This is a genomic window from Acidiphilium sp., from assembly GCF_049977125.1.
Taxonomy (GTDB): domain Bacteria; phylum Pseudomonadota; class Alphaproteobacteria; order Acetobacterales; family Acetobacteraceae; genus Acidiphilium.
The window spans coordinates 25,360-38,701 of sequence record NZ_JBMFGY010000024.1 but is presented as its reverse complement, the minus strand read 5'-3'; the positions used below and the strand labels follow the sequence as shown (position 1 = coordinate 38,701).

The following is a 13,342-nucleotide window of genomic DNA, read 5'->3' as shown; positions in this document are numbered from 1 at the left end:
TTGATCGGCGTCTTGGCCTTTGGCTTGGCCGGTGGTGTCGCCGCCGGGGGCGTGGTTGCCGGCGTGGGCGCCGCCGCGGGGCTTGTGGCGCTCGCCGGGACGATGCTGCCGAGCGCCGGAATCACGGCGGGGGCGGGTTGCGGGCAATCGTTCAGGGCGCGCACGATGGCGGCGGTTTGCGGCGTCGATGCCGCCGCGACCATGTGGGACCAGGCGAGCAGCCCGCCATCCAGCGCGGTTGCGGTGACGCCGGACAGACGCAGCAGCACCACGCCCTGGGCCGCTTCGTCGGTCGTGGTGGAGTACACGATGACCTGCGGCATGCGGCGCAGTTTCACGACTTCCGCCGGTTCGAGCAGTTTGGGGAGCGGAATGTTGGTGGCACCCTGGATATGGGCGGCGGCGAACTCATCCGGGGCGCGCAGGTCGATCAGGGTGAAATCGCGCCGCTTCGCCAGGATCAAGCCCTGGAGATGATGCGGGGTGGTCAGGTTTTCGCCACGTGCGACCGCCTGGGCCATGGTCTGCAATGTCGCCGCGTCTGGCGCATTGGCGCGGGCGATGCCCAGCGGCGAGAGCGCCGGGATCGCCATCGGCAACGCCGGAATCGCGCCGAGCGCCATGGCGAGGCCGGAGATCCGGGTGCGGGAGAGTTTGGTGCGCTGCATCGGTCGTCTCCTAAAAACGTCCGTTCGGATTTTCGCCATCGGTGCGCAGCTTGGCGAGTAATCCGGGGTTGAACTGATTGTTGAAGCTGGTCCAGGTGGTTTGCTGGCCGGTGGTTATCATGACGTCGCGCAGCAGGAAGCCGCCGAGCAGCACCAGCACCGACGCCGCACCTGCGATCAGCGTTATCGAGCGCCACCACATCGCGGCCTCAAGCACCAGCGGGATCGCGAGGCCGAGGCCGATGAAGCCGATCCAGAACAGATGCGTCTCGGACCCGCCGAGCACATGCGCCACCGCGGCGCGCTGCAGCGCGTCACCGTTCAGCATGTCGATCACGAACAGAAAGATCAGCGCGAGCTCCGCCACGATCAGGCCGAGGTCGATCCGGCCGAACAGGTGGCGCTCTTCCTTGGTGCCCGCGCCCAGGATCATGAGCGCGGCGCCGGTCGACAGGCCGGAGACCAAAAACAGCGGACCGAGCAGCGCCGAATGCCAGAACGGCCGCGCATTGAAGCTCGACAGCAGCACGCCGGTATAGATGCCGAGTCCGATGCCAAGCACGACGCCGAGCAACGCCAGCGGCCGCCGGATCACACCGCACAGCCCGATTACCGGCAACAGGACGCGCCGACCAACCACCGGCAGGCGGCAGATATAGGCGGCAAGACCGGGGAATCCTTCGGGCATTCCGGCCAGAGCGAGCAGCGCGAGCACCGGGAACACCAGAAGCAGGATCCAGGCCCCCCAGGACATCGGCGAGGTATCGTGCAGGAACGCGTAGAATCGCCAGACGTTGATCTTGCGTTCCAGGTCGAGGAACAACGTGCCCATTCCGATGCCGAGCAGCACCAACCCGACCAGCGGCGCGCGGTTGGCGGCAAAGGGTGTGCGTGCCGTGCGTCCGCTCAGCACCACCCAGCCGGAAAATACCATCAACCCGGCGGCGAGACCGCCGAGGAACAGATAGGTCGCAATCTGCCAGCCCCAGATCGCGAGCGTCGGCTCGACACCCGGATTGGCCAGAACACTGGCCAGAACCTCCTCGCGCATGTCACGGCACCTCGTTTTTCATGGTCAGCGCAAATAGAATACGTTCGGCTCGTTGCCGGTTTCGGGGTGCAACGTGTAATGATCGCGCTCGGCCAGCAAACGGCTGACGTTGCTGGTCGGATCATCGAGCAGCCCGAAATGCATCGCGTGCGCCGGGCATACCGCGACGCAGGCGGGGTCTTCCCCGTATTGCACCCGATGCACGCAGAAAGTGCATTTGCCGATGTAGCCCTGCGGCTGCATGATCAGCCTGGCGTCGTAGGGGCAGGCGGCGATACAGGCCTTGCAGCCGGTGCATTTCGCCGCATCGACCACGACGATGTTGCTGCCGTTCCAATACTGGCTCGCCCCGGTCGGGCAGGCGGTGACGCAGGTGGCGTTCGAGCAATGGTTGCACCGCTCGGAGCGAAACTCGGTTTCGAGATGGGGGTATTTCCCCTTGGTGATCTCGACGACCCAATCATAGCAGAGGCCTTCGGGAACATTGTTCTCCATCCGGCAGGCATCGACGCAATCGGTGCAGCCGATGCAGGTGCGCGTGTCGATCACCATCGCATAATGGGTCATCACGCCACCGCCTTGCGGAAGGTCACGAAATTGCCACGCATGCCGGTGCCTCCCATGATCGGGTCAAACAGAATATTCGTCATCAGCGCTGAATCATCGGCGCCCCGGCCGAAGGCGAGTTTCAGCCCTTCCGCGGTATGGCCGAAGCCATGCACCAGCCAGACCGAATCCGGCCGGGTCCGCTCGGTCACGCGCACGCGCACCTTGTTGCTGACGACGCCATCCTGGTTGACCAGTTGCACGTAGCTGGCATTCTCGATGCCGAATTGTCGCGCGACGCTGGGGTGAATCCAGACCAGATTTTCCGGCATCAGTTGAAACAATACCGGGTTGTTCTGGGTGCGGCTGAAACTGTGCTGCGGCGCGCGGCCGTAGTTGAGGCGGAAAAATCCGGCCTTGCCGACCGCGGGCGGCGTGAAGCGGGGCAGGGGATCGAACCCGGCATCGTGCAGGATCGTCGAATACAGCTCGATCTTTCCGCTTGGCGTCTTGAACGGGATCGTCTCGCCTTTTTCGTAGTAGAGCGGCGTCGTGCGCGGGAAAAATTTGATCCCGGTGGTTTTCAGCTCGGCGAGCGAACTGCCGACCTGCTTGAGCTGCCAATCGACCACCTCGGCATAATCCGTCCAGGGGAAATAATCGGCCAACCCGAGCCGGCTGCCGATTTCCTTGGCGATCCACCAGCCCGGCTTCGATTGACCCCGTGGCGGCAGGGCCGGCGAGCGCAGCGCGATGCAGGGTTCGATTTCAGGATCGTTGCGCAAGCCGTCGTAGCGCTCCAGATAGGAACATTCCGGCAGCACGACGTCGGCATAGCCGGTGACCTCCGAAGGTTGCACATCGATGGCGACGATCAGATCGAGCGACTGCGACGCGGTCTGTAGTTTCTCGCGGATACCGGGCATCGTCATCGGCAGGTTGGTGTCATAGATCAGCAGGGCGCGGTAATGCGCGTCCTTGCCCAGCGCGTTGTCGATGATCACGTTGGTGACCGGCGCGCCGGCGAGCGGATATTTCGACAGGGTGACGTCGCGCCAGGAGGATTTCGGCACCGGGTATTCCGGCAGGGGGTAATCCGGGAGCAGCGCGGTCTCCGGGAGGTAGTAGCCGCCCTTGCTGCCCCAGATACCGAGAAGACCGGCCAGAATTGCCATCGCGCGGGCGCGCTGGGTGTCATCACCCCACCATACCGTGTGCCTGCCGGGATGGATCACCGTTGCCGGGGCGGCGGCGGCCATCAGCCGGGCGGTCCGGCGGATCGCCTCGGGCTCGAGGCCGGTGGCGGGATAGGCCCATTCCGGCGTGAACGGCGCGACATAGGCGGCGAGCTCCGGCAGGCCCATGGTGTTGCGCGCGACATAATCGGCGTCATACAGTTTCTCGGCCAGGATCACGTTGATCCAGGCCAGCAGCAGGGCGATGTCGGTGCCGGGCTTGATCGGCAGCCAGTGCTGCGCCTTGCCGGCCGCAACCGAGAAGCGCGGATCGACCGTGATGATGGTGGCATTGTTGCGGATGGCGTCGGCAAAGGTGCGCACCTGACTATTGTGCAGATTCTCGCCAAGATGCGTGCCGATCAGCACGACGCAACGCGCATTCGACATATCGGTCTGTTCGGGCGAGGCGATGCCCTCGCCGAACGTGAGAAAAAATCCCGTGTCGCGCGGACCACGACATTGCGCGAAGGCGGGCTCGGCGATGCTGTCGCTGCCGAAGGCGCGGCTCAGATGCACGAAATGCGCCGCACCCGGCCCATGCACCAGCGAGGCGAGCCGGTCAGGTCCGTAATTTTTCGCGACCTTGGTCAGCCGCTCGGCGATCACGCCGAGTGCGTCGTCCCAGCTTGCCACCTCGAAGCGCTGCTGGCCGTTGCGGGTGACCCGCAGCAGCGGCTTGACCAGCCGGTTGGGATCGTAATAGGCGCCGACACCGCCGGTGCCACGGGTGCACAACCGACCGTCGGAATGCGGATCGCCAGGCTGACCCGTGATTTTCCACAGGCGCGACCCCTGGGTGTGAACGCGGGCGGCGCAGGACCAGAAACAGATGTTGCAGACCGTCGCGGTCTCGGTGGCCGGTGGCGCGTTCATCATTTTCTGCCACTCGGCCGGCTCGGTGCATCCGGCGAGGGTCGAGCCGAGCAGGGCGCTGGCCCCGACCGTCGCACTGAGCTTGAGAAAGTCGCGGCGCTGCATGCGGATCTCCTTTGCGAGCCGTGACCGGCGACCCCGCGCCGGCATCCGCTCGCTGGACCGAGGCTTATCGGGCGTGCCCATCATGGTCATTGATTTCGATCAATGACTGAAATCGCTGCTACATATAATAACTGTTGCATGTTTTGATTCGGTCGCGTATTTGTGAGGTGAACGTCCATGTTCATCAAAAAGACCGGAAGCTCACGGTAAAACTCAGGAGGGATGATAATCCATGCAACAATCGATACACTCGGGGTCGGTCAGCGCGTTTCGCCGCCGGATTGGCCAAGGAGTCGCTCTCGCGGCGATGCTGGCGCTCGCACCGTTCGGCTTGTCCGCCGCCCAGGCGGCGGCACCCGTCGCCCCCGCCCTGGTGACGCCGGCATGGGTCGCGGCTCATCTGCACACGCCGGGTCTGGTCGTCGTCGAGGTTTATGATTTCGACAAGCAGAAGCCGGCCTACGAGAAAGAGCACATCCCCGGCGCGGTCTTCACCGGGTTTCTGAGCGACCATTGGCGGATTCCGATGAACGGCCTGCCCTTCGTGCTGCCGCCCGAGGCGACGATTGCCAAGGTGATCGGCGGCGTCGGCATCAGCAACGACAGCCGGGTGATCCTGGTGCCGGGCGGCGCGGTCAAGGGCGATTTTCCGGCCACCACCCGGATCTATTGGACCCTGCGGATCGAGGGCATGAACAACGTCTCGATCATGAACGGCGGCGACCATGCCTGGCTCGCCAATCCGAAGGACCCGGTCGCCACCGGCGATGTCACCCCTGCCGTGGCAAGTTTCACGCCGCATTTCGACTCAGCGCTGCTGGCCACCCGCAGCATGGTGCAGGCGGATTTGAACACGCATCGGTTCCAGCTGGTCGATGCGCGGCCGGCGAAACAATATGACGGCAAAATCCGGCCCGGCGTCGACAAAAAGGCCGGCACCATTCCAGGCGCGCTCAACCTGCCGTTCTCCGTGGTGCTGACCGCCGATCACGAGGGCATCATGGATCGCGCCGGCGTTGAGGCGGCGATGAAAAAGGCCGGTATCTCGGCCGACAAGCCGGCTTATACGTTCTGCAACACCGGCCATCTCGCCTCGCTCGACTGGTTCGCGCTGCGCGAGATCGCACGGGTGCCGGACGTGAAGCTCTACAGCGGTTCGATGTCGGAATGGACGCGTGATGCGTCGCTGCCGGTCGTCGACGGCAAATCCGCCTTCTGACTTGTCGTCCCCCGTTACATTTCAACCCGCGATGGAGACAGCATGAGAGCGACAAACCCAAGACCACGGTGGAACCCCTATCTCTCGGGCATTGCACTCGGCGTTGTTCTGTTCGCGACGTTCTTCGTCTCCGGTCATGGCCTCGGCGTGACCGGAGCGACCACCTCGGTGACGGCGGTGAGCGTTGCCGCCGTGGTGCCGCATGCCTTCGGCCCGCATGATTACCTGGCGGCCTACGCCCGCGCCGGGCTCAATTCCTGGATCGTCTGGGAAGTTGTCGGCGTTGTCATCGGCGCGCTGGCCGGCAGCCTGATCGGCCGCCGTTTCGGCGCGCAGATCGATGGTCCGCCGCAGGTCCGCTCATTTGGGCGGCTGGGTCTCGCCGTGCTCGGCGGCGCCGCGTCCGGCTTCGGCGCGCGCATGGCGATGGGCTGCACCAGCGGCATGGGGCTTTCAGGCTCCGCCCCGCTCGCGGCGGCCGGGTTCCTGTTCCTGATCGGATTTTTCGCCGCCGGTGTCGCGTTCGGCGCCGTGTTCAAACCCCTCTGGCAACGAAAGTCACTATCATGATGATCCCATGGTCCGGGCTTGTCCTCGGCGTTCTGTTCGGTCTGATCCTGGAAGGCGCCGGATTCGGCGATCCCGGATGCCTGACGGCGCAGCTCCGCTTCACCAACTGGGCGGTTTTCAAGGTGATGTTCACCGCCATCGTGGTCAGCGGTATTCTGCTCTATGCGTCACGCGCGCTCGGCTTGATCCATTTGTCGGATATATTTGTCCCGTCGGTGTATTTCTGGGGAACGTTGCTTGGCGGTGTTGGCGTTGGCGTCGGCATGGCGGTCGGCGGCTATTGCCCCGGCACCTCGGCGGTCGCCATGGCGTCCGGCCGGTTGGACGGGTTGATGTTCCTGGTTGGGATCGGCGGCGGCACACTCGCGTTCAATGCGGTGTTTCCCGCGATCAAATCCTGGGTCTATGCCCAGACCGGCCCCGCCTCGATCACCCTGCCCCAGTTGCTGCACGTATCGCCTTGGGTGGTGCTCGCCGCTCTGACCGCCGTACTGGTCACGATCAGCTGGCTGGTCGATCGTGCCAAATCCGCTTCGACCCGGACGACGGTCACCCCGTTCGCCCCGATCGCCGCCACGCAACCCAAACATTAGGACTTGCCTGCCATGACGCAACGCTCTCTGAAACCCTCCCGCCGCACGGTCTCGCTGCTTGCCGTCGCCATGGGGCTGACCCCGGCGCTGCCGGCGGCGATCAGCCATCTCAACCCCATCGGGAGTGCCTACGCCGCGACGGCGCAAAACCCTTGCGCCCCCTCGGCACCGGCCACCGCCAAGCCGAAGACCGACAAAACCGGCAAAACCATGAAAAAAACCGCGAAAAAGCCGGCGAATCCCTGCGCCCCCTGAACCATGATCGCTCGAGGATGATGCTCATGCGTCAACCGGAGGCGGCAAGATGGCTCGACGACTAAAGTAACGACGGGGTAATGATCGGCCCGACACGATCAGCCTCCACGAAACGGCTCCCAAAAACGCCCTGGCCATGGCCCGATCCCGACGCTCGCAACCCGAGCGTCGGGATTTTGCGTTGCCCGGCTACCGCACCGATGCCGATCACGCGTTCGCAGCACCGGATAGTTTCGCGCGCCGTGCCGCCGCGGCGATCAGCGTGTTGTCGAGCAGGCAGGCGATCGTCATGGGGCCAACGCCGCCGGGCACCGGGGTGATGGCCCCTGCGACCGTCCTGACCGCGTTGAAATCGACATCGCCGATCAATGCGCCCTCGGCGGTGCGGTTGATCCCGACGTCGATTACCGTGGCGCCCTGGCGGACCCATGCGCCCTCGACCATGGCTGGCCGGCCGACCGCGGCGATCAGGATGTCGGCGCGGCGGCATTCGGCCGGGAGATCGCGGGTGCGGGAATGCGCGATCGTTACCGTTGCGTCGGCGGTGAGCAGCAAGCCCGCCATCGGACGGCCGACGATGTTGGACCTTCCCAGCACGACGGCGCGGCTGCCGCTGATTTGGATGCCGCTGGCGGCCAGCAGCAGCATCACGCCGCGCGGCGTGCAGGGCACCAGGCGGGGATTGCCGAGCGCGAGGGCGGCAACGTTTTCGGGATGAAATCCGTCGACATCCTTGGCCGGATCGATCGCGCGGATGATCGCGTCGGTGGCGATATGGCCGGGCAGCGGCAGCTGGACCAAAATCCCGTCGATCGCCTCATCGTCGTTCAAGGACCGGATTACCGCGAGCAGGGCGGCCTGGGTGGTTTCAGTGGCCAGGCGGATGGTGCGGGAGTCAAACCCGGCCGCCGTCGCCGACCGCTCCTTGTTGCGGACATAGACGGTGCTGGCGGCATCCTCGCCGACCAGCACGACCACGAGGCCGGGACGATACGCCAGCAACGCGGCGCGCGCCGCGACCGAGGCGCGCAGGGTGGCCGCGATCGCCTTGCCATCGATGAGAGTCGCGGTCATTGGAAGCCGTTCATCACCAGATGCCCATAGAGTCCGGCGAGGAAAATCTGCAACGCGCGCAGGACCAGGAAAGCGATGATGAACGAAATATCGATGCCGCCGATGCTCGGAATGAATCGCCGGAACGGCGCCAGAAAGGGTTCGGTCGCGCGGATCAGAAAATCCTCGATCCGATAGACGATGCGGTTGCGGGTATCGAGCACGCCGAACGCGAGCAGCCAGCTGAAAATGGCGGCGGCGATCATGACATAGATATAGATCTCGATGACTTCGTTCAGAAACCAGAACACGGCTGCGAGCATTGTTGCCTCCAAAGGTCGTTGTCGGGTTAGCGAAGTGGCGGCATTCACGCAATGCGCGCGGGGTGCTTGACTTCCATGCCTAATCGCGCGAAGCGGCCTTCAGGGATGGGGCTGTAGCTCAGTTGGGAGAGCGCCTCGTTCGCAATGAGGAGGTCAGGGGTTCGATTCCCCTCAGCTCCACCATCCCTCTCCTGTGCAAAGGTATTCATGAGTTCGACAGACCGCGACCCGACCCGCGATGCCGCTTTCGCGTTGATCAGCGGCGTGCTGGACCGTCATCGACCGCTCGACCAGTCGCTGGATCAGCTGACGGGGATCGAGGCGCGCGACAAGGCGGCGGCGCACCGGATCGCCGCGAGCGTGTTGCGCCATCTCGGCAGTCTGGATGCGGTGCTCGATGAGCATCTGACCAAGGCACCACCCGTGAAAGTGCGGCATATCCTGCGAATCGGCGCGGCGCAGGCGCTCTTTCTGGGCACCCCGGGACATGCGGCGGTCAGTACCTCGGTCGCGCTGACCCATACGCACGGGGTGGGCAAATTCGCCGGACTGGTCAACGCGGTGCTGCGCCGGGTGACGGCAGCGGGCACGGCGGCTCTGGCCGCGCTTGATCAGCCGCGACTGGATACGCCGGCGTGGCTCTGGGCGTCCTGGGGCAAGGCGGCGCGGGCGATTGCAATCGCCCATCAGTTCGAGGCGCCGCTCGACGTGTCGATCCGGCCCGGCGCGGCCCCGCCCGACGGGGCCATGCTGCTGCCGACCGGCTCAGCGCGGCTGCCTTCAGGCACCGATGTGACCGCCCTGCCAGGCTTCACCGAAGCAACCCTCTGGGTGCAGGACGCGGCCGCAGCGCTGCCGGTTCAGTTGTTCGGCGACCTGCGTGGCCGTCGTGTCCTCGATTTATGCGCAGCACCGGGCGGCAAGACGATGCAGCTTGCGGCGGCGGGAGCGATGGTCACAGCGCTCGATCGGGATGGCCGGCGGCTCGAGCGGTTGCGGCAGAATTGCGCGCGGATGGGCATGCCGGTGACGGTGGTGACGGCGGATGCGTTGACGTGGCGTCCCGACCAGATGTTCGAGATGATCTTGCTGGATGCGCCCTGTTCGGCGACCGGCACGATCCGGCGGCATCCCGAGATTCCGCATCTGCGGCGGCCGGATGACATCGGCGCGTGTACGGCGATCCAGGATCGGTTGCTGGATGCCGCCAGCGCGATGCTGTCCCCCGGCGGCACGCTGATTTACGCGGTATGCTCGTTGCAGGACGAGGAAGGCTTCGGCCGGGTGGCCGCGGCTTGCGGGCGGCTCGGTCTGGCGCGCGCACCGCTGTCCGCTGCCGAGCTGCCCGGTCTGCCCGAGGCGATCACGCCGCTGGGCGATCTGCGGACACATCCTGGTCTGTGGTCGGATCGGGGCGGCATGGACGGGTTTTTCGCCGCGCGACTGACGAAGCCAAAATCGCCAGACTCTGGAACAGAATAAACCGGGTCTGGTATCAGCTGACGGTGTGGCTGACCCCGGCGAGGCGTTCCATGCGCTCGGTGTCGCGGGCCAGGGCGAGCGCGTCACCATCATAGACGACTTCGCCATCCGACAGGACATAGGCGCGGTCCGCGAGTTGCAGGGCAAGGAAAGCGTTCTGCTCGACCAGCAGGATTGACATGCCCTCGCCCTTCATGCGCCCGACCGTGCGCATCACCTCCTGCACGATCACCGGCGCGAGGCCCTGGGACGGTTCATCGAGGATCAGGAATTTCGGATTGAGCAGCAATGCGCGACCAATCGCGAGCATTTCCTGTTCGCCACCCGACAACCGGCCACCCTTGCTTGTCCGGCGCTCCTCGAGGCGGGGGAATAATTTATAGACCGTCTCGATGGTCCAGGGTCCCTTGGTTTCGGGGGGCACCAGAAGGTTTTCATGGACAGTGAGATGGCCGAAGATTTTGCGGCCTTCCGGCACATAGCCAACCCCCATCGAGGCGATCCGATAGGGGGGCTTGCCCGTTGTGTCCTTGCCGAACAGGCGCACGGTGCCCTCACGCGGCGGGGTGAGGCCCATGATACTGCGCATGGTGGTGGATTTGCCCGCGCCGTTGCGGCCGAGCAGCGCGATCAACTCACCCTCGCCCACCGTCAATGAAACGCCGTGCAGGATATGGCTTTTGCCGTAAAAGGTCTGCAACCCTTCGGCTTCGAGAACCAGGCTCATGCCGCCTGCCCCAGATAGGCCGACTGCACACGCGGGTTGGCGGCGATTTCGGTTGCGTTGCCTTCCGCGAGCATCCGGCCGTTATCGAGGACCGTGATCCGGTCCGCGATGCCGAACACGATCGCCATGTCGTGCTCGACGAACAGCATGGCAATGCCCTGGTTCTTGTTGAGCCGGCGGATCAGGTCGGTCATGTGGTGGGTCTCTTCATCGCCCATTCCCGCGGTCGGCTCATCGAGCAGCAGCAGTTTCGGCGCATTGGCGAGCACGATGCCGATCTCGACGACGCGTTGATCGCCATGCGACAATTCACCAGCCACGCGGTCCATTTTGGCACTGATCCGCACGATGTCGGCCAGTTCATCGACCTTGCGCATGATGGCGGCGCGCATCGCGGCCGACATCCACGGTCGCAGATTGCAGCCCATCGCGGTTTCGACCGCGATGCGAAAATTCTCCCGCACGGTCAACGACAGGAAAATCTCGGTAATCTGGAACGTCCGAATAATGCCGCGTTTGACCAGGGCGGTCGGGTTGACCGCGGTGATCGGCTGGCCCTCGAAAGTAATGCTGCCTTCGGTGGGTGGAAAAAATCCGCTGATCAGGTTGAACAGCGTGGTCTTGCCGGCGCCGTTCGGCCCGATCACCGCGCGCAATTCGCCGGGTTCGACGCTGAGCGAAATCCCCGACAGCGCCTGCAAGGCGCCGAACCGGCGACCAACGTTTTCCAGAACGAGCAGGCTCATGACGATGACTTCCGGTTGAAGAACCCAAGGATACCCATCGGAAAGAACAGTACGGAGCCGATGAACACCAGGCCGATCACCGTCATCCAGTTGTTGGTGATCGAACTGACATAGTCACGCACCATCACGAAAATCACGGCACCCACCAGCGGCCCCCAGAAGTTGCGCATGCCGCCAAGCACGGCGATGATCAGGAAATCGCCCGACAGCCCGTAATTCAACAGATTGGGCGAAGCGAAATTGTCGAGCAACGCATCGAGCCCCCCCGCGAGGGCCGCAACGAAGCCTGAAATTGCAAAGGAGATCGCAATATAGCGCTGGGTGCGAACGCCAAGGAAGGTGAGGCGGCGGTGGTTCTCGCGAATGGCAACGAACGTGTGGCCAAGCGGCGCATTCAGAACGGTCCAGAGCAATACGGCGCAAATGCCGAAACAAATCAGGATGAGATAATAGAAATCGACCGAACCCATCGGCAGGGTGAAGCCGGGCAGATGGATCGGCTGGCGTGAGAACCCGGTCAGACCGTCTTCGCCGCCGGTGAGTGAATTCCAGCGTACCGCGATGAAATAGAACATCTGGCCGATCGCGATGGTGATCATCGAGAAATAGATGCCGCGTCGCCGCACCGCGATCGGGCCGAGCAGCGTGGCGGCGATGCCGCCGAGCAGGGTGCCCGCCAGAAGGGCGAGGATGGTGCTGTGGGTTTCGTATTTCAACATCAGCCCGACACCATAGGCGCCAAGGCCGAAATAGGCGGCATGACCGAACGACAGGCCGCCGGTGAAACCGAGCAGAAGGTTGAGCCCCATTGCCGCCAGCGCATAGATGAGCACGCGCGACGCCAGATCGGTATAGCCGCCGACCAGAGGCAGCCAGAACGGCACGGTCAGCAGCGCGATGGCAAGCAACCCATTGCCCAGGATGCGACGCGTGGCAAAGCCGGAATCCTCCGGCTTGGCAACCGCAGTGCGTGGGCTGGTCATTTCGGAACTCATTCGAACAATCCTTCCTGACCCATCAGGCCGCGCGGCCGGACCACCAGCATGATCCCCATGATGACATAGATCACCACCTCGCTCGCCGCCGGGAAGAACGCCGTGGTGATGCCGGATGCGAGCCCGATGATCAACCCGCCGAGCAGTGAGCCGACCAGAGAGCCAACCCCACCGACCACGATGGCAACGAAGGCGGGCATAATCAGCGCGTCACCCATGTTCGGGTTGAGGCCAAGCTGACCGGCCGCGAGAATGCCGGCGACACCGGCAAAAACAATCCCGATCACGAAATTCGCCGAGCGCAGCAGATAGATATTAACGCCGAGCGCCGAGATCGTTTCCAGATCGGAATTGCCGGCGCGGATGCGAATGCCGATGCGGGTGAAGCGCAACACCGCGAACAGGGCGCCGGTCCCGATCAATGCCACCGCGACGACGAACAGGCGATAGCCGGTGAGAAAGAAATAGGTGTTGCTGAGCGGATGATTGAGGAAATTAGGAATTGCGAGCGGCACGCCTTGTGCGCCCCAGATGGTTCGGATCATGTCCTGGATGATGAACGCGAGGCCGAAGGTGAGCAGAAGCGTGTAAATCGGGTCCTTGCGGCTATACAGGCGCCGCACCAGAACGGTTTCCACCACCAGCCCGATCACGCCAGCCAGCAACGGCGCGATGATCAGCGCGCCCCAGAAACCGACATAGGGCACGATGGTGAAGGCGAAATAGGCCGCCAGCGCCATGAAGGCGCCCTGGGCGAAATTGATCGTGTTGTTCAACCCGAGGATCAACGCAAGACCCAAGGCCATCAGCGCGTAGAACGCGCCCTGGATCAATCCGTTGAAGGCGTTAAACAGTAAAATCAGACCCATGTTTCCCCCCGGTCGATGTCAAGAACGGC

Annotated in this window: 15 protein-coding genes and 1 tRNA gene; 6 read left to right on the top strand and 10 right to left on the bottom strand. The window is 64.1% G+C overall.

All coding sequences use genetic code 11. The features are described from left to right. The 4 genes from ACP5E6_RS06215 to ACP5E6_RS06200 all read right to left on the bottom strand — a co-directional run. Positions 1-668 (bottom strand): rhodanese-like domain-containing protein (locus tag ACP5E6_RS06215; protein WP_427952898.1); only part of this gene is annotated, 668 nt, incomplete at its 3' end. A gap of 10 nt (positions 669-678) precedes the next feature. Continuing rightward, positions 679-1,719 carry an NrfD/PsrC family molybdoenzyme membrane anchor subunit gene (gene nrfD / locus ACP5E6_RS06210; protein WP_427952896.1) on the bottom strand — a complete coding sequence of 347 codons (1,041 nt, stop codon included), beginning with the start codon at positions 1,717-1,719 and terminating at the stop codon, positions 679-681. Positions 1,720-1,743: 24 nt separating this feature from the next. Next, complete coding sequence (locus tag ACP5E6_RS06205; RefSeq protein ID WP_427952894.1) at positions 1,744-2,286, bottom strand: 4Fe-4S dicluster domain-containing protein; 543 nt, start codon at positions 2,284-2,286, stop codon at positions 1,744-1,746. Then, positions 2,286-4,481, bottom strand: coding sequence for a molybdopterin-dependent oxidoreductase (locus ACP5E6_RS06200; RefSeq protein WP_427952892.1), 2,196 nt, complete (start codon positions 4,479-4,481; stop codon positions 2,286-2,288). The genes ACP5E6_RS06205 and ACP5E6_RS06200 overlap by 1 nt, the downstream gene beginning before the upstream one ends. Before the next feature lie 232 nt (positions 4,482-4,713). Here ACP5E6_RS06200 and ACP5E6_RS06195 point away from each other — a divergent pair, with 232 nt between their 5' ends. The 4 genes from ACP5E6_RS06195 to ACP5E6_RS06180 are packed head-to-tail and all read left to right on the top strand — an operon-like array spanning position 4,714 to position 7,118. Next, positions 4,714-5,700 (top strand): sulfurtransferase, encoded by a 987-nt coding sequence (locus ACP5E6_RS06195; RefSeq protein WP_427952890.1) that lies wholly within the window; start codon positions 4,714-4,716, stop codon positions 5,698-5,700. A 42-nt stretch (positions 5,701-5,742) separates the two neighbouring features. Continuing rightward, positions 5,743-6,270, top strand: a complete 528-nt coding sequence (locus tag ACP5E6_RS06190; RefSeq protein ID WP_427952888.1) for a YeeE/YedE thiosulfate transporter family protein — start codon at positions 5,743-5,745, stop codon at positions 6,268-6,270. Next, complete coding sequence (locus ACP5E6_RS06185; RefSeq protein WP_427952886.1) at positions 6,267-6,863, top strand: YeeE/YedE thiosulfate transporter family protein; 597 nt, start codon at positions 6,267-6,269, stop codon at positions 6,861-6,863. The genes ACP5E6_RS06190 and ACP5E6_RS06185 overlap by 4 nt, the downstream gene beginning before the upstream one ends. A gap of 12 nt (positions 6,864-6,875) precedes the next feature. Then, entirely contained in the window at positions 6,876-7,118 is a 243-nt protein-coding gene (locus tag ACP5E6_RS06180) for a hypothetical protein (protein WP_427952884.1), read from the top strand. 207 nt (positions 7,119-7,325) lie between these two features. On the opposite strand, the gene folD is transcribed toward ACP5E6_RS06180, so the two are convergent. Together folD and ACP5E6_RS06170 are read right to left on the bottom strand one after the other, a co-directional pair. Next, positions 7,326-8,192, bottom strand: coding sequence for a bifunctional methylenetetrahydrofolate dehydrogenase/methenyltetrahydrofolate cyclohydrolase FolD (gene folD / locus ACP5E6_RS06175; protein ID WP_427952882.1), 867 nt, complete (start codon positions 8,190-8,192; stop codon positions 7,326-7,328). Continuing rightward, positions 8,189-8,494: a YggT family protein gene (locus ACP5E6_RS06170; RefSeq protein WP_427952880.1), complete on the bottom strand. Its 306-nt coding sequence runs from the start codon at positions 8,492-8,494 to the stop codon at positions 8,189-8,191. Before ACP5E6_RS06170 ends, folD begins: the two co-directional genes overlap by 4 nt. Before the next feature lie 107 nt (positions 8,495-8,601). On the opposite strand from ACP5E6_RS06170, the gene ACP5E6_RS06165 reads away from it, so the two are divergent. Next, positions 8,602-8,677 (top strand) — tRNA-Ala (locus tag ACP5E6_RS06165). Positions 8,678-8,701: 24 nt separating this feature from the next. Then, positions 8,702-9,976, top strand: a complete 1,275-nt coding sequence (locus ACP5E6_RS06160) for an RsmB/NOP family class I SAM-dependent RNA methyltransferase (protein WP_427952878.1) — start codon at positions 8,702-8,704, stop codon at positions 9,974-9,976. A 13-nt stretch (positions 9,977-9,989) separates the two neighbouring features. Here the strand turns inward: ACP5E6_RS06160 and ACP5E6_RS06155 are convergent, their stop codons facing one another. From ACP5E6_RS06155 to ACP5E6_RS06140, 4 genes are read right to left on the bottom strand one after another with little or no spacing between them, the layout of a single operon-like run. Beyond that, complete coding sequence (locus ACP5E6_RS06155; RefSeq protein ID WP_427952876.1) at positions 9,990-10,703, bottom strand: ABC transporter ATP-binding protein; 714 nt, start codon at positions 10,701-10,703, stop codon at positions 9,990-9,992. Further along, entirely contained in the window at positions 10,700-11,449 is a 750-nt protein-coding gene (locus ACP5E6_RS06150; protein ID WP_427952874.1) for an ABC transporter ATP-binding protein, read from the bottom strand. Before ACP5E6_RS06150 ends, ACP5E6_RS06155 begins: the two co-directional genes overlap by 4 nt. Beyond that, a complete protein-coding gene (locus ACP5E6_RS06145) occupies positions 11,446-12,432 on the bottom strand; it encodes a branched-chain amino acid ABC transporter permease (RefSeq protein WP_427952872.1) in 987 nt (328 codons plus the stop codon). The genes ACP5E6_RS06150 and ACP5E6_RS06145 overlap by 4 nt, the downstream gene beginning before the upstream one ends. 8 nt (positions 12,433-12,440) lie before the next feature. Further along, positions 12,441-13,313 carry a branched-chain amino acid ABC transporter permease gene (locus ACP5E6_RS06140; RefSeq protein ID WP_427952870.1) on the bottom strand — a complete coding sequence of 291 codons (873 nt, stop codon included), beginning with the start codon at positions 13,311-13,313 and terminating at the stop codon, positions 12,441-12,443. Between the last annotated feature and the right edge of the window lie 29 nt (positions 13,314-13,342).